13 protein-coding genes are annotated in these 26,888 nt (G+C 34.3%); 2 read left to right on the top strand and 11 right to left on the bottom strand.

Going from position 1 to position 26,888, the window contains the following annotated elements; translation table 11 throughout:
* Positions 1-170 precede the first annotated feature (170 nt).
* Positions 171-899: a class I SAM-dependent methyltransferase gene (locus IGL28_RS04760; protein ID WP_081128739.1), complete on the bottom strand. Its 729-nt coding sequence runs from the start codon at positions 897-899 to the stop codon at positions 171-173.
* Between the two features lie 384 nt (positions 900-1,283).
* Positions 1,284-3,947: a cation-translocating P-type ATPase gene (locus tag IGL28_RS04755; protein ID WP_081128741.1), complete on the bottom strand. Its 2,664-nt coding sequence runs from the start codon at positions 3,945-3,947 to the stop codon at positions 1,284-1,286.
* Positions 3,948-4,297: 350 nt separating this feature from the next.
* Between IGL28_RS04755 and cls the strand changes: the two genes are divergently transcribed.
* The gene (gene cls / locus IGL28_RS04750; protein ID WP_411245305.1) at positions 4,298-5,749 is read left to right on the top strand and encodes a cardiolipin synthase; all 1,452 of its coding nucleotides are present in this window, start codon (positions 4,298-4,300) and stop codon (positions 5,747-5,749) included.
* Positions 5,750-5,938: 189 nt separating this feature from the next.
* Here cls and thiD read toward each other — a convergent pair whose 3' ends face one another.
* From thiD to IGL28_RS04705, 9 genes are all read right to left on the bottom strand, one after another.
* On the bottom strand, positions 5,939-6,787 hold the full coding sequence (thiD, locus tag IGL28_RS04745; protein WP_081128743.1) for a bifunctional hydroxymethylpyrimidine kinase/phosphomethylpyrimidine kinase: 849 nt from the start codon (positions 6,785-6,787) through the stop codon (positions 5,939-5,941).
* Between the two features lie 338 nt (positions 6,788-7,125).
* Positions 7,126-7,566 (bottom strand): universal stress protein, encoded by a 441-nt coding sequence (locus tag IGL28_RS04740; protein ID WP_010719609.1) that lies wholly within the window; start codon positions 7,564-7,566, stop codon positions 7,126-7,128.
* Between the two features lie 75 nt (positions 7,567-7,641).
* On the bottom strand, positions 7,642-10,290 hold the full coding sequence (locus tag IGL28_RS04735; protein WP_438843904.1) for a hypothetical protein: 2,649 nt from the start codon (positions 10,288-10,290) through the stop codon (positions 7,642-7,644).
* Entirely contained in the window at positions 10,214-12,595 is a 2,382-nt protein-coding gene (locus IGL28_RS04730) for a hypothetical protein (protein ID WP_438843903.1), read from the bottom strand. Before IGL28_RS04730 ends, IGL28_RS04735 begins: the two co-directional genes overlap by 77 nt.
* A gap of 116 nt (positions 12,596-12,711) precedes the next feature.
* Positions 12,712-12,963: a hypothetical protein gene (locus tag IGL28_RS04725; RefSeq protein WP_438843902.1), complete on the bottom strand. Its 252-nt coding sequence runs from the start codon at positions 12,961-12,963 to the stop codon at positions 12,712-12,714.
* Between the two features lie 72 nt (positions 12,964-13,035).
* Positions 13,036-18,510 (bottom strand): hypothetical protein, encoded by a 5,475-nt coding sequence (locus IGL28_RS04720; protein WP_368014290.1) that lies wholly within the window; start codon positions 18,508-18,510, stop codon positions 13,036-13,038.
* A gap of 145 nt (positions 18,511-18,655) precedes the next feature.
* Positions 18,656-21,808 carry a hypothetical protein gene (locus IGL28_RS04715; RefSeq protein WP_081128745.1) on the bottom strand — a complete coding sequence of 1,051 codons (3,153 nt, stop codon included), beginning with the start codon at positions 21,806-21,808 and terminating at the stop codon, positions 18,656-18,658.
* Positions 21,801-23,561 carry a hypothetical protein gene (locus IGL28_RS04710; RefSeq protein WP_241547368.1) on the bottom strand — a complete coding sequence of 587 codons (1,761 nt, stop codon included), beginning with the start codon at positions 23,559-23,561 and terminating at the stop codon, positions 21,801-21,803. Before IGL28_RS04710 ends, IGL28_RS04715 begins: the two co-directional genes overlap by 8 nt.
* 315 nt (positions 23,562-23,876) lie before the next feature.
* A complete protein-coding gene (locus tag IGL28_RS04705) occupies positions 23,877-25,274 on the bottom strand; it encodes a glycoside hydrolase family 1 protein (protein ID WP_081204224.1) in 1,398 nt (465 codons plus the stop codon).
* Between the two features lie 153 nt (positions 25,275-25,427).
* Between IGL28_RS04705 and celB the strand changes: the two genes are divergently transcribed.
* Complete coding sequence (celB, locus tag IGL28_RS04700) at positions 25,428-26,699, top strand: PTS cellobiose transporter subunit IIC (protein WP_010719614.1); 1,272 nt, start codon at positions 25,428-25,430, stop codon at positions 26,697-26,699.
* The last annotated feature ends 189 nt before the right edge of the window (positions 26,700-26,888 follow it).

Below are 26,888 nucleotides of genomic sequence, written 5' to 3'. Positions count from 1 at the left end.
AGTCCTGTATAGGGGGAGCATATCACAACTTGCCTCAGTCTCTTCTCATCATATCTCTAAAGACGGATAAACGGTGGTCAAAAAGTCATTCCTCGTCAATCCGTCCTAAGAGATAAATCGTTTTTCTCTATATTCTTAGAGTAAACAAAACTAGTCATGCCCATTTTGGGTCACTCCTTCTTGATTAGTAGTAGCCGATAGGTCAACATCGTTGTACTAACAATTTTTTCTTTTAGGTCAAAATATTTTTGAATATACTCTTTAAAAAATGTTTCTTCTAGATATTCTTGATAATAAGCTCTCATAAAATCTTCCGTAATTTCTTCTTTAAACGTATACGTAAATTCTTTTCTTTTATAGGACCATTCTTCATCTTTTAAATAAGATTCCAATTGATCCATTATTACTGGTGAAGTCACAGCATCTTCTTCGAAAATTCCTAATTTTTTTTCCAACGATGTCAACAGGTCTTCTTTAGAAGAGACAACTCTTAGGATGACACAATATTTTTTCATCTTTGTTAACATTCTACTTAACTTAACGGAATCGTCTAAAGCCGGATTAGAAGCAGAGAAAATAAAATCATACGTTTTTCCATTTTCCAGAAATTCAGAAAAAGTCTGTTTCGTTAGATGAATGTTTTCCCTCCCCAATCTAGCTGCTTCTTCAGTAGCAAACTTCAACATTTCATCCGAAAAATCTATCAATTCATATGTAGTTGCTTCTTTTGACATCGCTAGATAGCGTCCAGCGCCACCTGCTACATCCACTATTTTCTCAGTTGGTAATGCAGCTTCTTTTTTTAGATACTCAATGACATCTCGGACAATTGTTTTGTCTGATTCTTTTTGATTCATGTAGTAATCGCTTGCAAAGGCGTCCCATTCTTCTTCGTTCATTTTCATTCCTCTATTTCTCTATTTTTATATCGCATTTTCACTTTTCGGAATAAATAGTACACTGACTAATTCATAACCAAAACCAACCTGCTCTTAGGCTTATCGAAATAATTATTTTTAAAATTTCTATCCTTTCATTATACATGATTCACATGTGTTTTCCTTTCTTTCTATCTCATCAGAGCCAAATTTTTAAATTGCTGATATAGTTCTTCACTATGTATATTAGACAGCTATCATCAAGTAAAGAATAAAGATGTCATTGAACAAAAAACTGGCTGGTATACATTCGGTTGAATCCCGAAGCCATACCAGCCTGTTGGTGAAATACTCTGCTATTAACTTTTGAATAGCACATCAAAAAATTATCCCAGGTATTCCTTTTTATTTCTCTTTTTGTACGTGTACAAGGATCAGTTTTGTGATTTCCATTAAAATGATCGTTACTAAGGCAATCCCGATTGACGTAAAGACTTCTGTCAAACCAAATGCTGCTGGAATTGAAAAGACTTCTTTCAAGCCTGGGATCATCGTCAAGCAATACAATGCACTACATACTACAACAGCTAACAATACGCTTCGATTTGCGAAGAAACCTGCTTGGATCGCTGTTTGTGTGTTAGAACGCGCAGGGAACGTTTGTAATGTTCGACACCAGATCAATGTAGAAAATGACATTGCTACGCCAAATTCTGGTGAATGTTGCATTCCTAACCACTGCGCAAAAATGACTGCGATACCGATTAGTACGCCACGATAAGTAACCGAGATCAATGTTTTATCGGTAAAGATTCCTGAATTTGGATCTCTTGGTGGACGTTTCATTGTAGCTGGTTCGGCTTTTTCTGTTCCTAAAGCAATCGCTGGTAATGAGTCGTTGACTAAGTTGATAAACAATAATTGTAATGCTGTAAATGGATTGGACCAATCAGCAACTAAAGCGAAGACAATCGCAATGATCGCACCTAAGTTTCCAGAGAATAAATAGGCAATCGCCTTTTTGATATTATCAAAAACATTACGTCCTACTTCTACGGCACTAACGATTGAAGCAAAGTTATCATCGGTCAAGACCATCGCTGCCGCATCTTTCGATACATCCGTACCCGTACCCATGGCAATACCGATATCCGCTTGTTTCAAGGCCGGAGCATCATTAACACCATCGCCTGTCATCGCAGAAATGTGTCCTTTTGTTTGCCATGCACGTACGATTCGGATCTTGTTTTCAGGAGATACACGTGCGTATACAGTCACTTTTTCCAAGACTTCGTTTAATTGATCTTCGGTCAATTCATCTAACTCTGTCCCTGTAAGTGCTTGATCTCCTTCTGCAAAGATCCCAATTTCTTTCGCGATCGCAACAGCAGTCGTTTTGTGGTCTCCAGTGATCATAATTGTTTTAATTCCAGCGCTTCGAGCTTCTTTAACTGCTTGTGTGACTTCTGCTCTTGGAGGATCGATCATGGCAAGTAATCCAACTAGAATCAAGTCATTTTCATCTTCAAATGACAACTCTGGACTTTCAATTGGGCGATAAGCAAAGGCTAAAACACGCAATGCCTTGTTTGAGAAAGCTTCATTTTGTTCTTTGAATTGTTTCATCAATTCCTCTGTCATTGGTACAACTTCACCATTTAGCAAGACCTTTTTACTGCGAGCAAACACGATATCTGGTCCACCTTTAACAAAAAGATAGTGTCCCTGATCAATGTTATGAGCAGTCGACATTAATTTTCGGTCAGAATCAAATGGTAATTCAGCTTTTCTTGGATAGTTGTTACGGATTTCTTGATACGGTTGATTCAATTTTTCACTAAAATCAATAAACGCTACCTCTGTCGGATCTCCAAGTTTCGTACCATCTTCACTGATGGAAGCATCATTGGCTAATACACTGATTTCAATCAACCGTCTTTCATCGTCTGTCCATTTTTTTGGATCATCGGTAAAATCTCCAGTCGAACCGTTCGCTAGATAATAATCAACTACCGTCATCTTATTTTGGGTCAATGTCCCAGTTTTATCTGTACAAATAATACTAGTCGAACCCAGTGTTTCCACTGCTGGTAATTTTCGGATAATAGCATGTCGTTTCGCCATTTTATTGGTTCCCAAGGATAAAACGATCGTTACGATTGATTGTAATGCTTCTGGGATGGCAGCAACCGCAACAGCGACTGCAAACATTACTGCACTAACGATATCAGCAGTTAAATCACCTGTGCCGCCAAGATAGATTCGGAACAATTGGATACCTAAAATAACTAACGATAAAGCTAAAATCGCTAAACTTAACTTCTTACTAAATTTATCTAATCCACGCTGTAGTGGTGTTACTTGTTCAGTTGTTGATTCAAGTAACCCTGCCACCTCACCGATTTCTGTGTTATTTCCAGTAGCGGTAACTAAGAATTTCCCACGACCATAAGTAATGATTGTTCCACTAAATACCATGTTGATACGATCACCAATCGGCACTGTCTGACTAATATCAGTTACTTCTTTTTCCGATGCTGTCGATTCACCAGTTAGCATTCCTTCATCCACTTTCAATGATCCAGCTTCTAACAACCGACCATCGGCAGGGACATAATCTCCTGCTTCCAATAAAACGATATCTCCTACAACCAGTTCATTCGCAGGGATCGTTTTTTCTTTTCCATCACGAATCACACGTGCATCAGGTGCAGAAAGATTTTTCAATGCCTCTAAAGAACCTTCTGCTTTCTTCGTTTGGATCACACTAATCACGGAGTTCAACATCAATACGGCAAAAATAACGAAAAATTCGATATAATCTCCCATGACCATTTGAATCAAAGCGACAATCAACAAGACAATAACCATTGCATCTTTAAAAGTTTCTAAAAACAATTTCCACGTTGGCTTCTTAGGTGCTTCTTTTAACTGATTCAATCCGTCTCTTTCTAACTTTTCTTTTGCTTGTGATGTACTCAAACCATCGATTGAGCTCTGTGTTTTTTGCATCAGCGAGTCAATTGGTTCTTTATAGACAACTTGCTGAGCCTGTTCTTTGTTTTCCAAATTCCATCCCCCATTTTGTTTTTCGTTACCAAAAAGTTTTCTGACTGAAAAAAAAGAGACCTAAGACAAATGCGGATTTGTCTTAGGTCTCACCATTTCATACAATACCAGAAAACCAAATGGTTAACTTACTGTTGATATTATCACAACAAACGTTGTCGGTTACTCCCCTAAGGAGATATTCAACTATATTCTTATCCTACATGAATGAATAGAAAATTGCAACCACTTTGCCTTGTGGTTCTTTATTTTTTCAAACCACTTTATAATCTCTGCAACTTCAAATTTAGGATTCTAAGGATTCTCATGATATAATACTGTTTGTTATTCTAAATAAGGAGGAAGCTATTTTGGTTATCACTATTCTCACGATCCTTTATTTCATCAATGCACTAATTGCTTTAGTAACTATTTTAATCAAACCTCGTGACGTAGCTGCAATCTGGGCGTGGTTGCTCGTACTATTTGCTCTTCCAGGTCTTGGATTTATCCTATATCTCTTCTTCGGTCGCGGATTGACTGATAAGAAAAAATTTTATTTGAGACAAAGCGACTTGAAAGAACTAGAAAATTTTCAAGATTTCAAAGGAGATACGATCGATCACTATGATCCCGTCATGGATAATGAAGAGCATCAACAATTCGTTGACTTCTTCTCTTCTTTAAATCGTATGCCATTAACCCGACGTAATTCCGTCACTTTATTAACAGATGGTCAACAAAAATTAACTTCTCTATTAAGTGATATTCGGCAGGCAAAGCATTCAATTCATATCGAATATTATGCATTCGTCACGGACAACATCGGACAACAAATCTTGACATTACTTGAAGAAAAAGCTGCTGAAGGGGTTGAAGTCCGCTTATTATATGATGCGTTTGGCTCACACGGCACTAAACCGAAAGACTTTAACCGTTTGATCCAAAATGGTGGTCACGTCCATACATTCGTCACGTCACAAAGAGCATTACTTCGATTCCGCTTAAATTATCACGACCATCGTAAAATCGTCGTGATCGATGGTAAAATCGGCTATACCGGTGGCTTTAACATCGCCAATCAATATGTCAATCCAACCAAAAAGTTTGGTTATTGGCGTGATACTCATATTCGAATCTATGGCGCTGCTGCTTCATTATTACAGCTACGTTTTCTAACGGATTGGAATGTTTCAGTACCCGAACAAAAGAAGGTTGCCTATCATCTTGATTACTTTTTTCAAAAAGAACTTGAGAAAGACGACAAGCATGAAAATACTTCGATTCAACTAGTATCAAGCGGTCCTAACAACGAACGTGAACAAATTAAATTATCCTTTATTAAATTGATCACAGCTGCTAAAAAACGGGTATGGATTCAAACACCTTACCTGGTTCCAGATGAAAGTGTGATCGCTGCCTTAAAAATTGCCGCTTCTTCTGGCGTAGAAGTCAAGATCATGATTCCTAATAAACCTGATCATCCGTTTATTTACCGAGCAACCCAATATTATGCACGTCAATTGATCAAAGAAAACGTTCAAATCTTGGTTTATGAGAATGGTTTTTTACATGCGAAAACATTGATCATGGATGATGAAATTTGTATGGTCGGCTCTGCCAATCAAGATGTTCGAAGTTATCGGTTGAACTTCGAAACCAGTGCTGTCATTTATGATCCAGCCTTTTTAACCCAGTTAGCAGATCAATTTTTACAAGATGAAAAACAATGTACACCGATGACCACGGAAACAGTCAAAGAAATGTCTGGCTGGTTGTTATTCAAACAACAAATTTCTCGTTTGTTTTCACCTATCTTATAAATCATAAACATTCAAATTTAAAATGAGTTTTTTGCTTGATCCACAAAAAAGGCTCTATAATTTATGGGACTGAAGAATCAGAATTGATTTTTTCAGTCCCATTTTCATTTTTACTATTAAAAACATTATGATTCACTTATACTTTTTTGAAAAATTATAAAAGCAAAAAAAAACGATTCTTTTAGATAGCTATTGATTCTTCTTTGAAGAACAGTTTTTTGCTGAGAGTTGCTTTTCTGCTGCCCAATGATTGATGGGTCCATACTTGTGACCGACAATGATTTCTTCACCAATTGCAAGATTGACATAGTCTTTTGCCGTTCGGATTGCTTCTTCTACTGTTTTTCCTTTCGCTAATTCTGCAGCAATGCAAGCCGACAATGTGTCTCCTGTACCGTTGATTCGATCTGTTGGGTAAAAGACTGCACTTAACCAAAATGATCGTCCAGATTCCAGCAACACATAATCTCTTACTTCTTCTTGATTACTTTCTTTCGTATGAAATCCTTTGATCATCACATTTTTGGCACCCATTGCTTGTAAGTCAACAGCGGCCTGAACATAATCTTCATCTGTCGTTAAGGTTCGTCCAGTTAATTTCTCTGCTTCATAGAAATTCGGCGTCAAGACAGTCGCTAACGGTACTAGTTTTTCTTTCAGACTACTTAAAGCAGCCTCTTCTAATAATAGATTTCCATGCTTCGTCACGATTACCGGGTCGACCACTAATGGACCAAAGTTATACTGTTGATAATTTTTAACTACTGTTTCAATCAATTCTGCATCAGCTAGCATACCTGTTTTAGCCGCTCTTATTTGATAGTCTTCAGCGATCAAAGAAAATTCTTTATCAATGAACGCACTTGGTAAGGTCACACTTGCTCCGATCCCATAAGAATTTCCTGCCACACAAGCCGTCATAACTGATACACCATAGACGCCACGGGTAAAGAAAGTATGCATATCTGCTTGCATTCCTGCACTTCCATCACTGTCTGATCCCGCGATCGTCATGACTTGTACATATTGGTCGTTCATACACTTCATTCCCTTTTTTATTTTTCCAACTCATTCCCTATTCTACACAACTATACCACTTCTTACTTTAAGGAATCAAATCGTAGTGGATGGACAATTGTTGATTGCAGCTTTTGTCAAATTAGTAATATTCAAGATATCTCCTTAAGAATAGTGATCTTTTTAACTAATCACTTACTAATTAGTTAAAAAGATGAAATAAGCAAAATACAGCATAAAAAAAACCGAAGAATACTGACATAAAAGAGATGATGCTCAGCTTCTTCGGCTTACTTTTTTATTTGCTTCTTCAGTGCACAGCTCAGGTCTAGCATCCTCTCACTAACTAGCGAGTGACGTTATTTTACTACCAACACATTGCACGGTGCATGTGTGACTACATAAGAAGTAGTTGACCCAACTAAGACACGTTCCACGGCATTCAATCCTGTAGCCCCCATAACAATCAAATCAATTTTTTCCTTTGATTCATTGAAATTTGCAATCAATGTTTTCGGATATCCATACAAAATATACGTCTCGATATCTGTTAGTCCCTTTTCAATTGCTAAGTTGCGATGCTCTTTCATTTGGTTTTCTGCAACTTCATCTAATTCCTCTTGTAAGTTCGTTGTAACAAATGCAAAATCACCGAAATAGTTACCCGTTACTTCGTTTACGTACAAAATGTGTAGCTTTGCCTGATTTCTTTTTGCAATTGTAACTGCTTCAGAAAAGGCTTTTTCTGCTTTTTCTGATCCATCAATTGCTACTAATATATTTTTATAGGTGTCTGCCATTGAAACCGCCTCCTTTACAATCAGTGTAGCACGATTATTTTAAGGGAACAACTAATTTACTAGCACTGACCAAACTTAGCGATTCGCTTGTCTTTGAACTTGTTCATGCGTTTTTCTCTCATTAGAGCTGTAACCTTCTTGGCTTGCTTTTTCTTTTATCTGAGTCATATGCAATTTTTTTATTAGTGGCTCCCTTTGCCTTAAATTACTTTTCGATTCAAAATAATCCGTGGCAGGAAATAACTTCTTCTTTTCGTTCGTCTCTGTTAAAACCATATCATTATTTAAATTCTCATGCTTGGTCACTATTGACTCTAATGATATTTCAGTCTGTCTTTCCTTATTCACTGGTTCTTTTTCTTGAAGTTCTTTAGGTAATACTCTTTCTAAATTTGAAGCGATACCTGTATAAAAATTGATTATTTTTTGTGCTTTACCCCGTAATCTCCATTGATCAAAATTACCACACGCTTGAAAAGAGTATAATTTAGGTCTATAAATTGGGTTTAAATTTATATTCTTGAACCCAACATAATCGACGAGGATCGCTCGTAAATTTTCACAGCACCAAGCTGGATTTTCTTGATACAAATCATAGATTTGTTTTTCTACTGTCATTTGGCTTCTTACTTGCGGGGCATGTTTTCGTGCAAACTTCCTAATGTTAGTATTTCTTATAGCGAACTCATTATCGACAATTTCACGAAATTCTTTTGAAGAAGTTAGCGAAACAAAAGGAAGTCTGTCCTGACATTTTTTCAGTAATTTTTTCCCTATTTCAGGTTGTTCCTTTATTAAATTTAGAATAATTGGATAATTCGAAAGATGATCCCTAAACTTTTCTTCTACACTTTTATCGGAGTCATCCTTGTTAATCTTGACTACTGATTGTTCGATTGCTGCTATTAATTCTTCTTTTACTATATTATTTTCCGCTTTGTCGGTTGGAATATTCTCTATTAGAATTCCTTTTCGTTCCATATGTTTTTCAATTACTTTTGCAATTGTTTTAAGTATTGATATATGATTATTATCGTTTACTATAGGACCTTCATCAAAAGTGTCTATCCACTTTTGCATTTGCCCGTATGTAAAATGGATACCCGTTTCCTCTAATCTTTCTCTTGTTATTTGATATTCTTTATCTATTTCCTCCAAATTCCTAATTTTAGGAGGCAAAATTTGTTTAACTATTTCTGGAAAGTAATAGACAAGTTTTTGCTGCTCTAATGTTTCTTTCATTTCATCCATCAATGAAAATAAGAATCTATCCTTTTCTTGTTTTACATTTTTATTTGTTGAGGGGGCCTTCCATTTAGTCTGATCTAGTTGATTTATAGGAGCTACAGAATCAATTTTCTGATAAAATTCAGAGCGATTTTCATCAGTCAATGATGAATCAACATGTTGTAGGACAAACTCTCTAATTGGTGTAAAGGATGTTTGACGATAAACTGCTACGAGTGGATCAATCTCTTGTTTTTTTTGGTTTACTACTCGCTCCAATTCCAATGCTGTTTGATGATTGATTTCTTCTGCAACTGCACGGATGACTTCTTTTTCAGTAATCAATTTGTTTAGCTTTTCTTTTTCAGTTACTGTTAAATAATCCCTCAAACAGCTAGAAATTTTCCCTTTAAAAGATAAGTCTGTTTTTTTAAGACAAACATCTACATAAGCTTTTAATTCAAGTTTTGATAAGTTATCCTTCTGTAAGAATAATGGAAGAAACGGGTCGTTTTTTAGGTAAGCGTAAAACTTTTCCCTTTCCTCCAAACTTAAATTTGGTTTCATTACTGTTTGAATCGCTGCTTCTCTTTGCATATTGGTGTCTAATTTTTCAGCTAGTTCTTTGATAAATTGCTGTAATTGATTTTTGCTCGGAAAAGAATCAGCATTAGCCTGACCTATCTGTATTCCTTTACTCCCATCCTTTTGATAGTTATAAACGCCATTCCTTACTAATTCTTTCAGTTGGTTATCATTCTCAATCTGCTGCTGCTTCTTTTCAGTTTCCAAAATATTTTTTTGCTGCGCCATGTCGAGCTTTTGATTATAAATTTCTATTATTTGTTTGGCTCTTCTTTGACTTTCCTCATTAGGAGATATTAGAATATCTTTCGCTTTTTCATTGATACCAGTTGATGCCAAATATTGGATTAAATCTGCGCAAAACGGGAGGTCTTGCTTACCTAGCTCATAAATTTGTTCAGATAACTCTGTATCTTCCCCTAAATCTTCTCTTGCAAGTTGATGTGCTGAATTTTTAAAATGAGCAACGACGGTTGGCGTTATCTTTGCAAAATCTTTCAACGGAACTGCCGGAGCAATTTTTTGATAGTATGTAAATAGTTTTTTGACTCTATAGTCTTTTTCTGCGAGCGCTAAAATTTCTTCATCCGTTTTCGATTGACTTGCTTTCACTTCTTGGCTAAATCGTTCTAATCTTTTCTCTATTCTCTTCTTTACAGCGATAAATAAAGGCTCAATTTCGGCTACAGATTGCCATGTAGGTAATAAAATGATTCGGCTAATAAAACCGGTAATATTCGATTGTTTCTGTTTATTAAGTTCTAATACTGACTGCCAGTTTCTTCCCTTTTCTTTATCATACAGTACCCACTTATCCTTTAATTTATTTAAAGCCTTATTTTTTTTTTGGTAGAGATAAAATGTGTTTCCCATTATGAGATTTTTTTTTGACTGAACTATATATATTTTCAAAATGACTGTCCATATATCTATATTTATCATCATCATCAAAACGAGAAATTAGAGCAAGAAAAACTTGTAATTCTTCCTTGACACTTTTTGGTTCATCGTTTTTTTTGCTTTCTATTTCTTCGGTAGACTTCTGGACATAAACCATCCTCTCAGCTAGAGAAGACAGATTATGCTCTCTCAATCTTCCTATGTCTTCAAGGCTGATTTTTGTTCGATAGTTCTCCCCATTTTTTTGTTGAGAATGACGTTGTCTTTGAATAAAAGAGTCCACTTCAAAGGTTAATTTACTAGATTTGCTTAGTTCATAAAGTGCAATACGTTTTTTAAATTCTAAATGTTTTTCAGCATCTAAAGACAATTGTGCTTGATTTTTGATGAACTGCTGAGTATCAACTGAATTCACTTTTTCATACATCTCCGTAAAGAAGCCGATTGATACTCCTATGTCATATCTTAATCTTTCATATGCGCTTGGGCCTATTTCGTTAACTATTGTTAGAAGTTGTTTTTTTTCTAAAATCAATTCATCAATATCGATTTGGTTTGGGGTTGCGACATTTTTTTTCAAGTTTTTTATTGTTTCTAAATCACTTGGTATTTCTTTAGCTTCAAGGTAGGCTAGATAATAAATGATCATTTCACTTTTTGATGATACTTCATGGTCAATAAAATACCGTAGTACTTCATCTTTAAAGTCAACTGTCGGTAAAGTAAAGTCCGTTTTTCTACTTTCCTCTTGGAGTTGGTTGTTTATATCAAATGCTAGGTAATTACTTTCAGTCAAATATTTTTGAGCTTGTTCTTTAATCATTTCTCGAGCTAGTATCGAATCACTGTTATTATATATCGCTCTGAAATAATCATCTGTTCCCCTTTTTTTCCCTTGTTGGATTTTTTCAAGTTCGAACACAATATCGCTTTCTAAGTATTTTGCCAGCAATAATAATTGTCTTTTCTCTGAGTATAGCGTTATCACTTCTTTTTTTTCTTTATCCGTTAAATCTTTAATCAAAACTTTTTCAAAAATTATTTGGATATTATTCGGTAATTTTTGTGCATCAAGATACGCCAAGTAAAAAGCCCGAACTTCATTAGCAGATAAGTATTCCCTCTTAAGAAAACGACTTAGTCCATTTTCTTGAAAATCTACATTTGGTTGTGTGACTGATTTTTTTCTAAATTCATCTTGAAATTGGGTATGAATTTCAAATTCAACATACTTACTTTCCGTTAGGTATTTTTTGGCTTGTTCTTTGATTCTTTCTTGATGCTTTTTCGAATCGGTCTTTTTATACGCCGCTAAGGCCACTAAAAAATAATCATCTGTTACCTGTTTTTTGCCTTGTTGGATTGCTTCAAGTTCATATACAGTCTTTCTATCTAATTCTTTTGTCAGTAGTAACAATTGTCTTTTCTCAGGAACAAGCTCTAACGCTTGTGCTTTTTCAGCAGAAGTTAGCTCGTTCAATAAGAGGTATTTCAAAGTATCTTTTAGAGAATTTGGTAATGTCGTCTCTTCAAGATAAGCCAAATAATACGCTCGTTCCTCGTAAGCCCTTCTGCTTTTTCCATCCACGAGTAGATGGAGACTTTCTTGTAAACGATCATTTTCATTCCATTTTCCCTGAGATCGTTGTTGTCTTGTCCTGAGCATAAAATCCAAATAATCAAATGTAGTTAAATACTGTTTTGCATAGTCATCAATGATATATCGTTTTTCTTCAATCGTTGTATGTAAGTAGATATGTGTGAATAGATCTGTTGATGCTTTTCTAAATCCTTTTCGGATTTCTTTCAATGCAAATAAGTAGTATGGTTCTACCTCGTTTGTCAGAGATAATTCAACTTGTTCCTGTTCTTTTTTAATTGGCAAATAACTATAGTCAGGATCTGTGGTGGGATGTTCCTTAAGATAGGAGTTAACGGTTGTCTCCATAAACGTATTAAAGTTGGGGTGGTTATCAGAAAAAACATAGGGCTCCACCATTCTTTTAAATAAATCATTTTTCAATTGTGTCGAGGATAATTTCCGTTTTAAAATCAAACTGGCTCGGACTACATCATCCATTTGATTCCCCCATTTTCTTTTTGTACTACTAGAAGGAGACACCAAATCAATAAATATTTGTTCGATATTATTCATTGATTTAACTATTTTTTCATTCTCGAATGGATGTAAATAATGATAAATTTCCATGGATTCACTTAGTTCGCTATCATCTAATGAATAACTAGCATAAAATTGCTCTTTAAACTTTTTTTCCTTTTTATCTTTGATATCGTTTATCAACTCTTGAAAAGCCACACAAAAATTTGCCTTTTCTTCTAAAGAAAATAATTTTTTTTTAAGGAACAACTCCCTAAAATTTTGTCTTGTTCCATAGTCAGCCTTAGCGATTAACTGTGTAACCTCTTGCCAGTCTAAAAATATTTTTTTTGATTTTCTGGCAATCGTTTCAATATACTTTTTTCTAAAATTTCCTTTTTATTCTGAAAAACATGTCCATATAGTACATCTTGTTCATCTAATAATTTATTCAATAAATAAATACTATCCGCCAATAAGTTGGGATTGTTGTATAGGTTAATTGTGATCCACTCTTCATTTTCTTTACAAGATACTTCATTTCCTCTAATCTCCATATATTCTTTCTCATAAAAGTCTCTTTCCATTTGCATTTCTCCGTTCTTCATTAATATACTTAGTTTTTTAGGGAACAACTAATTTACTAGCACTGACCAAACTTAGCGATTCGCTTGTCTTTGAACTTGTTCATGCGTTTTTCTCTCATTAGAGCTGTAACCTTCTTGGCTTGCTTTTTCTATCTGAGTCATACGCAGCTTTTTTTCTAGCGACTTCATTTGTCCTACATTACTTTCTGATTCGGATTGACCAAGAAAAGGATATAGTCTCTTCTTTTCGTTCGTCTCTGTTACATCCATATCATTATTTAACTTCTCATGCTTGCTCACTATTGATTCTAATGATATTTCAGTTTGACTTTCCTTATTCGCTGATTCTTTTATCTGAGTCAAACGCAGTTTTTTGTCTAACGGCTCCATTTGTCCTAAATTACTTTTCGGTTCAAAATGATTTGTGGCAGGAAATAACCTCTTCTTTTCTCTCGCCTCTGTTAAAGCCATATCATTATTTAACTTCTCTTGGTCGCTTACTATTGACTCAAATGATACTTCAGTTTGGCTTTCCTTATTCGTTGATTCTTTTTTTTGAAGTTCCTTAGGTAATACTTTTTTTAAATCTAAAGAGATATCTATATAAAAATCGGTTATTTTTTTGGCTTTATTTAGTAATCTCTGCTGACTAAAACTCCTATCCACTTGAAAAGAGTATAATTCAGGTCTATATATTGGGTTTAAATTTTTCTTCTTGAACCCAGCATAATTGACGAGGATCACTCGTAAATTTTCACAACACCAGAATGGATTTTCTTGATACAACTTATAAATTTTTCTTTCTTCAAACAATCGTGCTCTTTTTTCTCTCGCATATTCTAATGCAAAACGTCTAATCCCGGTATGTTTTTTGAGGAACTCTCTATTCATCATCTGAAGAAATTCTTTTGAAGAAGGTAGCGAAATAAAAGGAAGTCTGTTCTGACATTTTTTCAATAATTTCTCCCCTATTTTAGGTTCTTTCCTTACTAAATGGTTGAAGATTGGCTGAGTCGAAAGATGACTTATAAACTGCTCTTCTATACTGATCCTAGGGTCATTCTTATTAATCTTAGCTACTGATTGTTCGATTTCTTTTTTCAGTCTTTCTTTTATGCTATTTTTTTCTTCTTTTTCGGTGGGGATATTTTCTATTAGAGTTCCTTTTCGTTCCATATGTTTTTCAATTACTTTTGCGATTGTTTGAAGTATGGATATTTGAATATTATCGGTTACTATCGGGCCTTTTTTATATGTAGCTTCCCAATTTTTCATTTGATCGTCTGTAAAATGGATACCTAATTTTTCCAAACTTTCTCTCGTTACTTGATGAGAATTAAATTCTCCGACTATTTCAGGAAAGTAATAGGCGATTTTTTGTTGTTCTAATGTTTCTTTCATTTCATTAATTAGTGAAAGAAAGCCTATTTTAGTTTCTTGTCCTAATTCCTCTTTGTTTGTTAAGTGTGCCCCAAAATTAGTCTGATCTAGATGCTTTATAGAAGCTGCAGAACCAATTTTCTGATAAAATTCAGAGCGATTTTCATCAGTCAATGATGAATCAACATGTTGTAGGACAAACTCTTTAATTGGTGTAAAGGACGTTTGACGATAAACTGCTACGAGTGGATCAATCTCTTGTTTGTTTTGGTTTACTACTCGCTCCAATTCTAAAGCTGTTTGATGATCGATTTCTTCTGCAACTGCACGGATAACTTCTTTTTCAGTAATCAATTTATTTAATTCTTTTTTTTCAGTTATCGTTAAACAAGCCCTCAAATTGCCAGAGATTTTCCCTTTAAAAGATAAGTCTGTTTTTTTAAGACAAACGTCTACATAAGCTTTTAATTCAAGCTTTGATAAGTTATCCTTCTGCAAAAATATTGAAAGATAAGGATCTTTTTTTAGGTAATCGTAAAACTCTTCCCTTTCTTCTAAACTTAAATTTGGTTTCATTACTGTTTGAATCGCTGCTTCTCTTTGCATATCTGTATCTAACTTTTCAGCTAGTTCATTTATAAATTGCTGTAATCGAGTGTTGCCCGAAACAGAACCAATATTAGCCTGTCCTATATGTATTTCTTTCCCCTCACCCATTTGATAATTATAAACGCCATGTCTTACTAATTCTTTCAGTTGGGTGTCATTTGCAATCTGCTTTTCTTTCCTTTCCTTTTGTAGAACTTTTTTTGACTGCTTAGTTTGCCGTAGCTTTATGAACTTTTGATGATAATTTTCTATTATATACTCGGCTCTGTCTTGACTTTCCTTATCAAAAGATTTCGGAATACCTTTCGCTTTCTCATTTTTGTCAGTTGATAGCAGATACTTAATTACATCTACACAAAACGGTAGGTCTCGCTTTCCCAGTTCATAAATTTGTTGAGATAATTCCGCATCTTTTCCAAAGTATTCTCTTGCAAGTTGATGTGCTGAATTGTTAAAATGAGCAACGACGGTTGGCGTCGCCTTTGCAAAATCTTTCAACGGAACTGCCGGAGCAATTTTTTGATAGTATGTAAGTAGTTCTTTGACTTTAGGGTCTTTTTCTGCGAGCGCTAAAATTTCTTCATCCGTTTTCAGTTGACTTGCTTCCACCTCTTGGCTAAATCGTTCTAATTTTTTCTCTATTCTCTTCTTTACAGCGATAAATAAAGGATCAATTTCAGCTACAAATTGCCATTCAGGCAATAAAATGAATTGTTTAATTATTTTGATATACTTCGATTGTTTCTTGTCATTCAGATCTAACACGAACAGCCAGTTGCTTCTATTTTCTTCAATAAATGGTACCCTCAGATGTTTCAATTTATTAAACGTTCTAACTGATTGTGGTATAGAATAAACTTGGTTCCTCAGATGAGCATAATGTCTGACGTACCTGAATATATCTTTCAAATTACTATCTATAAATGTATATGAATCATTACTATCAAAACGAGAAATTAAAGTAATGAAATCTTTTAATTCTTCCTTGACAGTTTTTTGTTCATCGTTTTTTTTGCTTTCTATTCCTTCGGTAGATTTCTGATCTAAAACCATCGTCTTAGCTAGAAAAGACAGGTTTTGCTTCCTCAATTCTTCTATGTCTTGGAGACTGACTTTCGTTCGATGGTTCTCCCCATTTTTTTGTTGATAATGACGTTGCAGTCCAATAAAAAAAGCAACTTCAGAGGTTAGTTCGTCAGACTTGCTTAATTCATAAAGTGCAATGCGTTTTTTAAATTCTAAATGTTTTTCAGAATCTAAATACAATGATGCTTGTTTGTTGATAAACTGATGATGCTCATTAGACTTCACATTTTCATACATCTCCGTAAAGACACCGATTGATATTCCTGCGTTAGTTCTTAATTTTTCATATACACTTGGATCTATTTTGTTAGCTATTGATAAAAGTTGTTTTTTTTCTAAAACCAAATCCTCGACATCGATTTGACTTGGAGTTACGACAGCTTTTTTTAAATTTCTTATTGTTTCTAAATCACTGGGTATTTCTTTAAATTCAAGATAGGCTAGACAATAAATGATCATTTCATTTTTGGATAATACTTTATGGTCAACAAAATACCGTAGCGCTTCATCTTTAAAGTCCACTGTCGGTAAAGTCAAATCCATTTTTCTACTTTCCTCTTGGAGTTGGATCTTTATGTCAAATTCCAGATAATTACTTTCAGTCAAATATTTTTGAGCTTGCTCTTTAATCATTTCTCGAGCCAATATCGAGTCACTCTTTTTATATATCGCTAAAAAATATTCATCTGTTCCCTTTTTTTTACCTTTTTGGATTGCTTCAAGTTCTAATATAATGTCGCTTTCTAAGTATTTCCCCATCAGTAACAATTGTTTTTTTTCTAAAGATTGCGTTATCACTTCTTTTTTTTCTTTATCCGTTAAATTTTTTGTTAAGCGTTCTGCAATAATTACTTGGATATCATTCGGAAATTTTTGTGCATCTATATACGCCAAGTAAAAAGCTCGAATGTCATTAGCAGATAAGCCTTCCCTCTCAATAAATCGTCTGAATACTTTTTCTACATTCGGTTGTGTAACTGATTTTCTTCTAAATTCTTCTTGAAAATAGGTATAAATTTCAAATTCAACATACTTACTTTCAGTTAAGTGTTTTTTAGCTTGTTCTGTGATAATTTCTTGAACCTTTTTCGAATTGGTTTTTTCATATAACTCTAAGAAATAAGCGTACGTCACCCTTTTTTTGCCTTGTTGGATTGCTTCAAATTCATATACAGTCTCTATATCTATTTCTTTTGCCAACAGCAACAATTGTCTTTTCTCAGGAACAAGCTCTATCACTTGTCTGTATTCACCAGAAAATAGCTCGTTCAATAAAAGGTATTTCAAAGTATCTTTTAGAGACTTTGGTAATGTCGTCTCTTCAAGATAAGCCAAATAATACGCTCGTTCCTCGTAAGCCGTTCTGCTTTTCCCATCTACAAGTAGATGGAGATTTTCTTGTAAAGAATTGTTTTTATTCCATTTTTTCTGAATATGTTGCTGTCTTATCCTGAACATAAAATCCAAATAATCAAATTTAGTTAAATACTGTTTTGCATACTCATCAATAATATCTCTTTTCTCTTCAATTGTTGTCTGTAAATAGATATGTGTGAATAGCTCTGTTGATGCTTTTCTAAATCCTTTTCGGACTTCTTTCAATGCTAATAAGTAGTATGGTTCTACCTCGTTTGTCAGGGATAATTCAACTTGTTCCTGTTCGTTTTCACTTGGAAAACGACTATAGTCAGGATCTGTGGCAGGATTTTTCTTAAGATAGGGGTTAACGATTATCTCCATAAACGTATCAAACTCGGGTTGTTCATGGGAAAAAACCTGAGGTTCCACCATTTTTTTGAGTAAATCATTTTTCAATTGTGTCGAGGATAATTTCCGTTTTAAAATCAAACTGGCTCTGACTACATCATACATTTTACGTCTTTTGTCTGTACTACTGGAAGGAGACACCAAATCAATAAATAGTTGTTCGATATTATTCATTGATTTGGCTATTTTCTCATTCTCGAATGGATGTAGATAATGATAAACTTCTATGGATTCACTTAGTTCGTTATCATTTAATGAATAATTAGCATAAAATTGCTCTTTAAACTTTTTTTCCTTTTTATCTTTGATATCGTTTATCAACTCTTGAAAAAGCACACAAACTTTCGCCTTTTCTTCTAAAGAAAATAATCTTTTCTTATGGAACACCTCCATAAGTTTTTGTCGTGTTGTAAGATTGCCTTCAGAGATTGCCTGGGTGACTTCTTGCCAATCTAAAAAAATTTTTTTCTGATCTCCTACCAATCGTTCTGATATACTTGTTTTTAAAATTTCTTTTTTCTCCTCCGTATCCTTTCGAGGTAGTACATCTTGTTCATCTAATAATTTATTCAATAAATAAATACTATCCGCCAATAAGTTGGGATTACTGTCTAGGTTAATTGTGATCCACTCTTCATTTTCTTTACAAGTTACTTTACTTCCTTTAATCTGCATATAGTCTTTCTTATAAGAGTCTCTTCCCATTTGTTTTGCTCCTTTTATTCAGAATTTGCCCTCATTATGTTTTTATCTATCTAATTTTCTATCAATCAATAGATTGACTGACTTTTTCTTCAAGTCAGATGGCAATCAGGAAGAATACTGAACTCAAGAAAGATGATTTCCAAATTCATCGATTATAACTAAGTTTTTCTGATAATTGTCTATCGTTAGGCATGCTCCTCTCATTTGTGCTTTCACCTCTGTTTATTGACGTGCCGTGTGTTCTTTCTGATACCATTGGTGAATTAATAGGGTGATTTCCTGCTTTTTCCATTATTTGTTGCATGCTAACTTGCGTTCTTTGATTGCCCTTCACTGATTGATCATTTTGCGTGATAAAATCAAATGAGCTCATAGTACTTTTTGTTTGAGTTGGAATGTTTTTCTGCAATTCTTGTAATTCTTTCGGAAGTATCTTTGGTATACCCGCATAATCGACAAGCTGCTTAGTCATCTCTAGATTACGGTTTTTATTGTGAAACGCAACAATTGCCTTAGCTGTTTCAGTCGGTCTTACTTCCTGATTTAAAATGACAGAAGGACTCCAATCAAACGGCTGACTTGATTGCTCTATGATTGGTGTTGAGATTGGCCTTTCAACATTTCCAACTACTTCATTAGCCACTTTATTAACTACTTTTTTGCCAGTCAATTCGCTACGAAAGGACGGAAGTGGGTATAGGTCATGATATCTTTCTACTATCTTCTCCATTTTATTTTGTATTAAAATATTTGGATGTATTGGTAAAGGGTTAGGTTGCTTATTAGTGTATTGTGCGCTCAAGTACTGAATCATTTTTGCACAATATAATGGATCCAGTTTCCCTAGCATGAAAATTTGCTTTGCTAATTTTTTTCCTGGACTTTGATATGTTTCCTCAATTTGATGCGCTAAATTGGCAAAATAGGTAGACACCATTGGAATCGTCTGAGCATAATTTTTTAAAGGATAAGAAGGCAGCATATTTTGGCAACAAACGAGTAAATCTTTAAGGCCCGGTTCGTTTTCTACAAGTTCTAAAATCCGTTTATTCGTTAATGACACGTCACCTTTATCCTCATATTCCTTTTGAATCAACGTATCTAAATATGGAATATACTCATGTACCTTCTTTTCAAACTGAACGAGCAATGTATTTAGTTTATTATTATAATTTAAGTTGGAATCTGACAGAACCTCCGCAATTTGTTCTTTTTCTGAATTTAGTCCTTTATCAAGATTTTTGAATATTCTTCTTAGTATTTGATCTCTACTTACCTCTTTAAACGTTACACCCATTGCTCTAAATTCACTTTTTAATTGACGATTGATTTCAATCGCTGTTTTATCATAGGACACAATAGCTTCTCTTAGTTTTAGATCTTGATAATCACACTTATTGTTCGTTAATATTTTTACAACAACTGGCTGAAGTAAATTGGCTGGTGCAATCTCATCTAGTTGTTCTTTAATTTTTTGGAGTTTAATAATCCTACGATCATTGTCAACGTGAAATTTAGCATCACCCCAAATTGAGTTAAATGTATCAGAATCATGAAACTTAACTTTAATTATAAATCCTTCCAATTCTTCAACTTTTAAAGAAGTCTTGATCTCTTTTTTTTCTAAATCGTTTAGATGCGCGATGGAGCGGTCGATTGCTTGATCTTTTAAACGTTGTTCCCAATGTGGAAATCTCACTTGGACTTTGACCAAAGAATCGATTAGTTGTTCCTTGTTTAATCGCCTAAGTTCAAGAGGATCTAAAAGATTAGCATTGACTTGATGCAGCCCGCTTCTCACTTGTAACTCTTCAATGACTGGAAGACTCATTGTTTTCCCAAATACTCGTTTAAGTTGGTTATAGACTGCAGATGCTTTTAAATCTTTCCCACCTTCTTTGATTATTTCTTGTAGTTTGACTTGTTTAGTAAACTCTAAATGTTCTTTTTGATTTAAATGTAACGATGCCTGTTCTTTTATCCATTGTTGGGTATAGGGTGATACGTTGTTATATATATCTGTAAAGAAATCAATTGTTGCTGCTTTGTTTTCTTTTTTTATTTTTAAGAATTCCAATGTACGTTCTGGGCCTATTTCTTCAGACAAGTGGATAAGTCTTTGTTGTTCTGAAATGAGTTCTGATAATTTCAGATTTTCGTCTACAGTTAAATCTTTTTTCAAATCGTATATCAAACTTTTTTTGATATCCATTGGTATCACTTGTTCTTCTATACAGGCTAAGTAATATGCTCTAATTTCATGTGATGATTGCATTTTTTGATCAAGAAACACCCGAATTTTATTTTCGCTAAACTTAATATTCGCTAGCTTTAATCCTTTTTCTCTCAATGCATCTTGCATCTGACTTTTCACTGCAAATTCAGCATGATCAGCAGGACTTAAATATATTTTTGCTTGTGCTTTGATGTATTCTTGGTTAGTCGTTGAATAGGATTTTTCATAAATATCTGTGAAAAAACCAAGCCTTCCTTCTTGTTTTCCTTGCTGTATTTCTTCAAGCTGAAATACAGTTTTTAAGTCTAGTTCTTTTGACAATTGGATAAGGCTTCTTTTTTGAGGAACTAAGGCTTGCACTTCATTTCTTTCTTCATTTGTTAAGTTTTTCTCAAAATATTGTTGTAAACTCTTTTTCCAACTATTCATTCGGCTAAGTGGTTCGTATTTCATTTCTAGATAAGCTAACTCATAAGCTCTAATTTCGTTAGGAGATAAATTTTTGCGACTAAGAAATGGATTAAGAAAATCTGTTTCTTCCCATTCCTGTAAATTTTTTTTACTCTCTCCTTCTCGTATCACGTGACCTATTTCAAATCTCACATAGTTTTCTTCACTTAAATGTTTTTTAGCTTGCTCTTTGATGAATTGGCGACAAGTCACTGAAAAAGCTTTTTGATCCATCTCTTTGAACAATTGAGATAGGACTACTTGGTTGCTTTCCTTGCTATTGTCAAGCTTAGCTGCAAGTTCTGGACCTACTTCTTTTCCTAATTGTAAATATAATCTTTTTTCTGAAATTAGATCCTTCACTTCTATAATATTTTCTGGTGTTAAACCGTTCAAAAAAGTGTTTTTTAACTTTTCTTTGCTATTTCGGTTTATTTGTTGCTCTTCTAAATAAGCTAACCCATAAGCTCTAATTTCGTTAGGAGATAAATTTACATTTCTAATAAATGGATCAAGAAATTCTGTTTTATCCTCTCTCTGTAACGCTTTTTTTCTCTCTACAGCTCGTACCATTCGAATTACTTTATATCGAACATAGTTTTCTTCACTCATAGTTTTCTTCACTTAACCTTTTTTTAGCTTGCTCTTTGATGAATTGGCGACAAGTCACTGAAAAAACCTTTTGATCCATTTCATTGAACAATTTCAGTCGTTCTACTTGATTATCTTGATTGCTTCTTTCATATCTGACTGCAAGTTCTGGTCCTACTTCCTTCCCCAATTGTAGACATAATCTTTTTTCAGAAACTAGATTCTCCACTACTTTAATCTCTTCTGGTGTTAAATCTTTCAAAAAAGGTTTTCTCCAAAGTTTTTTGATATTGCTTTCCAGTTGTCGCTCTTCTAAATAGGCTAAACAATAAGCTTTCACTGCATAAGGAGATAAATCTTTCCGTTTAAGCATAGATTTAAGTACACTTAAAGAAGTGGATTCTTGTTTTATTATATGATTTTTTTGTTCACTATTATGTACTATAAATTCAAATTCTAAATAGCCTACTTTGCTTAAATATTTCTTCGCTTCTCTAGAAATTGCTGTTCTATTCAATGCACCATTCTTTTCATAAATAACTGTAAAAAGATCCCCCGTTGCTTTTTGCTTTCCTCGCTGTACTTCTTCACTTAAATATTTTTCTCTAGTCATTGTTGTTCTATTTAATGCACCATACTTTTTATAAATAGCTGTAAAAAAATCTACTGTTGCTTTTTGCTTTCCTCGCTGTATTTCTTCAAGGGCTAATAAATCATGCGGTCCTACCTCTTCTATCATCTGAATATTTTGTTTTTTTAAAAGCTTGACTTCTTCAAGTTTCTTTTTTTCTTTTTTTAATAAATTTTTCTCCAAAGTTTTTTTTATTTTATTTTTGGTTTTCGGTAATAAGTTACTTTCATCGATATAAATTTCATAAATTGCTATTTTTTCCAGATGAGACATGTCAGGCAAACGGAGTAAATTGGGAAATATTTTATTATAAAAAACAGAAGAAACAGACTGTGCTTCTTCTACAGATACCTTAATTTTCTTGTTCAAAACATTGATTGTTTGAGATAATTCATAATAGACTTTATCCAAACCATTATTTTTTTGCATGCGTGGAATCGCATGGTTTTTGATGAATGAATCCCATTTTTCTTCAAGAACAGGTTGATTACCGGATTTTTTTATTTCAGTAAATATTTTTGTTTTTAGTTTCTCTGACTCTATCCCTCGCTCCAGAACCATAACTGCTCTCACTAAATCATTAAACCAATTAGGACTATTTTCACCTTTATTTACCACTGGTTTGATCAACAAATCACTGACCTGCGCTTCTAGTCTTTTAGTTGATTCTGCTGTTTTTTCATTAGAAATCTTATGATAAAAACTATAGATATCGATTGTTTTCTTTCGTGATTGCTGATCTAATGACTGAACATCTTTAAACTGATCTTCAAAAGCTTGGTCCGCTTCATTAGTTATTTTTTTTAACAGCTTATGAAAAGTAACGTAAATTTTCGCCATTCCCTCTAAAGATCTGTACTGTAACAATTCATTTTTATGAAGAGTATTTATCCATTCTCTAACTATTGATTGTTCGTTCACAGTTAAACGCGGCATAACATATCTTTCAAAGTTAACTTGGTGTTGTTCCCAATCCCTTGGAACAAATGCCGGCTTATTCATGAATAAAAGATTATATAAATAAATACTATCTGACATCAAATTCGGGTTATTCTTTAAATTGATCGATTCATAGCCATTTTTTCCATAGTCCACTCGATCTGCCTTAAAATATACATTAAATAAACCTTCATTTTTTTCCATTCGATCTCCTTTTCTTTATCGTCCGTTTTTGTAAATTGCAACAAATTTTAATCACTCGTATCCTTGTTCTTACTAGTATGGATAACTGTGTCGGTTCACACTGCTTTTTAGTATTGTTTCCTACCATTTTTTATGTAATAAACCAATGAAATTGAGACAAAAAGTTTTTATTCTCAAGAAATAAGCCGATAAGCTGAAATTTCTGAAGATTGGTAAAAATAATAAAATCGTTTATTGCGATTATGACCTTTGTACTTCACAACTTTTTGTCCCAGTTTCATTCGTTTTTATTCTAAAAACTATATACAAAACTTTTTAGGCTTCAAACCCATTTTTCATGGCTACGGTTTTAAACCAATGGCCCGACTTTTTAATCGTCCGTTTACCGTCTTGGTTTAGATCGACAGCAATCAGTCCATAACGGTTTTTATAAGCGTTCGTCCAAGACCAGTTATCCATGCAAGTCCACATGTGGTAACCCACACAATTCGTTCCTTCTTGGATTGCCTGATGCACATATTTCAGATGGTCTGTGACAAAAGTGATCCGATAATCATCTTCAATCACGCCTTCCGAGTTAACGAAACGTTCTTCCCCTTCTACACCCATACCATTTTCAGAGATATAACATTTGATATTGCCATAGTTCTCTCTCGTATTCGTCAAGATATCATAGATCCCTTTTTCATAAATTTCCCAACCACGATAGATATTCATTTTTTTATTAGGCATATCATAATAATCAAAATAATCTTCTGGCATTGGTCCATTCTGATGATCAATCGGTGTTTCTTTTGCCTTGATTCTCCGAGGTTGATAATAATTGATTCCTAATAGATCAATCGTATTTTCTTTGATAATCGTTAAGTCATCGGGCCCCATCTCTGGCATTATCGCTAATTCTTTCACAATAGCAACCAACTCTGATGGAAACTCTCCTTTTACTGCAGGATCAAGAAAAGAACGATTGAAAAAAGCATCAGCGATTCTAGCAGCCTTGACATCCTCAGGGTTTGTTTCGTCTCGCGGGTAGCTAGGAGTTAAATTCAAAATGATTCCAATTTCTCCTTTTTGTCCCATCTTATGATAGGCTTCAATTGCTTTGGCACTTGCCAAATTTTCGTGGAAACCAACTTGAATAGCCTCTTTTAGATTGATATGGTTAGGATAATGAAACTGATAGAGATAACCGCCTTCTACTGGAACAATCGGTTCATTATGGGTAAACCATTTCTTTACTAAATCCCCAAATAACTCAAAACAGGTTTTTGCATAGGCCACATACGCGTCAACCGTATCACGAGATAACCAGCCACCTGTTTGTTGTAATTCTAAAGGCATATCAAAATGATATAAATTGACAAATGGTTCAATTCCCTGCTCCAGTAATTCTGTAAAATATGAACGGTAAAATGATACAGCCTGTTGATTCACTTCTCCTTTTCCTTTAGGGAATAGACGACTCCATTGAATGGATGTTCGGAAAGTATTATGTCCTGTCTCTTTCATCAATTGAACGTCTTCTCGATATTTCGTGTAAACTTGAGAGGTTTTCTCAGGACCAACTTGATTGAAAAATTTTTCTGGCTCTAGATCATACCAATAGTCCCAAATGTTTTCTCCTTTCCCATCTCCTTTGATTCTGCCTTCTGTTTGTGGTCCACTTGCGGCGGTTCCCCACCAAAAATTCTTTGGAAAATCGTAGTGTTTCATTTCATAATCCCTCAATTCTTTTAGTAATTACCGTAATCATAAACAATCACTGAAAATAAATCAATACTTTTGATAAAAATGACTAGACATTTAAACAGACAGACGTTATACTACGTTTGTAATCGATTGCAAAATAAATTTGAGGTGAAAAAAATGAATGGTTTTATGGATAAACTTTCTCAAAAAATTATGCCCTTAGCCAATCTTTTAGGGCAAAACCGTTACTTAACTGTGTTACGGGATGCATTTATGTTGTCATTTCCGCTAACAATGTTTGGATCAATTGTGGTCGTTGTGAATAATCTACCGTTCTTCAGTGATGGTACCAAAGGCACGTTAAGCACCCTTTTTGGTAATGGTCAAAATGCGACGATGAGTATCATGTCCGTTTTTGTTACATTTGGTATCGGCTATTATTTATCAAAATCATATGATGTAGAAGGTATTTTTGGTGGCGCTGTTTCATTCGCAAGCTTTTTGATTCTCACACCTTTTGTGATGACAACAGCTGGTGGTGAAGAAGTTTCGGGTGTCCTATCACTTGATCGTCTAGGTGCTAAAGGAATGTTCATTGGAATGATTGCTGCCTTTTTAGCTGCGGAAATCTACTGTCGAATCACCAAACGTGGTTGGCAAATTAAAATGCCTGATGGCGTACCACCTGCAGTAACGAAATCTTTTGCTGCTTTGATTCCAGCTGTAGTCACATTGACTGTTTTCTTGATCATCAACGCTGTCATGACTGGCGTATTTAATGCGAACCTTCATGACTTAGTCTATGAAGTTATCCAAAAACCTCTAACTGGTTTAGGTAGTAGTTTACCTGCCACGTTGATTGCCTTATTCTTTGTTCAATTTTTGTGGTTCTTTGGTCTTCACGGTCAAATTATTGTTAATTCTGTTATGGACCCTATCTGGAATACATTGATGCTTGATAATTTAGAAGCTTATCAGCATGGGAAAGAACTACCACATATCATCACAAAACCATTTATGGAAACCTTTACCGTTGGTATCGGTGGCTCTGGAATGACGTTAGCAGTAGTATTATTGATGGCTTTTGTCTTGAAGAAAAAACAATACCGTGATGTTGGTCGTTTAGCGCTAGCACCTGGAATCTTCAATGTCAATGAACCTGCAATTTTTGGTCTACCAATCGTATTGAACGCAACCATTTTGATTCCTTGGGTCGTTGCTCCTTTGGTCGTGACAACGTTCAACTACTTGATGATGGCAGCTGGCATCGTTCCTCCGCCTACAGGTGTTTCAGTTCCGTGGACTGTGCCGATCATTGCTAGTGGTGTTTTAGCTACCAATTCATGGCTAGGCGGTCTCTTACAAGTAGTCGATTTTGTGATCGTCGCTTTTATTTGGTACCCATTCTTAAAAGTATTAGATAAACAACCTGATTTAGACGTTGTGTAAAGCCTTATCTACTCACCTGTGAAGCAAATCATCTTCTTTCTAATAGAGATTAAGCAAATTTTATAATCTAGCATGAACAGTCAAAACATGGAATGATGTGAATTGATTTGTTCATGCTTGTTTCATTGAAATGAGTGATTCAACAACTAAACTTCGTTATTTCTTTCTTGTCGAACGAAATAACTTTCG

The organism is Enterococcus sp. AZ077, from assembly GCF_051714965.1.
Lineage (GTDB): Bacteria > Bacillota > Bacilli > Lactobacillales > Enterococcaceae > Enterococcus_B > Enterococcus_B hirae.
This window is presented reverse-complemented; position numbering and strand designations above follow the sequence as displayed.

What these genes read in the sequence shown, in the direction of transcription:
- celB (WP_010719614.1), top strand. Translation starts at nt 25,428, where the DNA reads ATGAATGGTTTTATGGATAAACTTTCTCAAAAAATTATGCCCTTAGCC.
- IGL28_RS04715 (WP_081128745.1), bottom strand. Translation starts at nt 21,808, where the DNA reads ATGAGTGAAGAAAACTATGTTCGATATAAAGTAATTCGAATGGTACGA.
- IGL28_RS04740 (WP_010719609.1), bottom strand. Translation starts at nt 7,566, where the DNA reads ATGGCAGACACCTATAAAAATATATTAGTAGCAATTGATGGATCAGAA.
- IGL28_RS04710 (WP_241547368.1), bottom strand. Translation starts at nt 23,561, where the DNA reads ATGGAAAAAAATGAAGGTTTATTTAATGTATATTTTAAGGCAGATCGA.
- IGL28_RS04705 (WP_081204224.1), bottom strand. Translation starts at nt 25,274, where the DNA reads ATGAAACACTACGATTTTCCAAAGAATTTTTGGTGGGGAACCGCCGCA.
- IGL28_RS04725 (WP_438843902.1), bottom strand. Translation starts at nt 12,963, where the DNA reads ATGGAAAGAGACTTTTATGAGAAAGAATATATGGAGATTAGAGGAAAT.
- IGL28_RS04720 (WP_368014290.1), bottom strand. Translation starts at nt 18,510, where the DNA reads ATGGGAAGAGACTCTTATAAGAAAGACTATATGCAGATTAAAGGAAGT.
- IGL28_RS04760 (WP_081128739.1), bottom strand. Translation starts at nt 899, where the DNA reads ATGAACGAAGAAGAATGGGACGCCTTTGCAAGCGATTACTACATGAAT.
- thiD (WP_081128743.1), bottom strand. Translation starts at nt 6,787, where the DNA reads ATGAACGACCAATATGTACAAGTCATGACGATCGCGGGATCAGACAGT.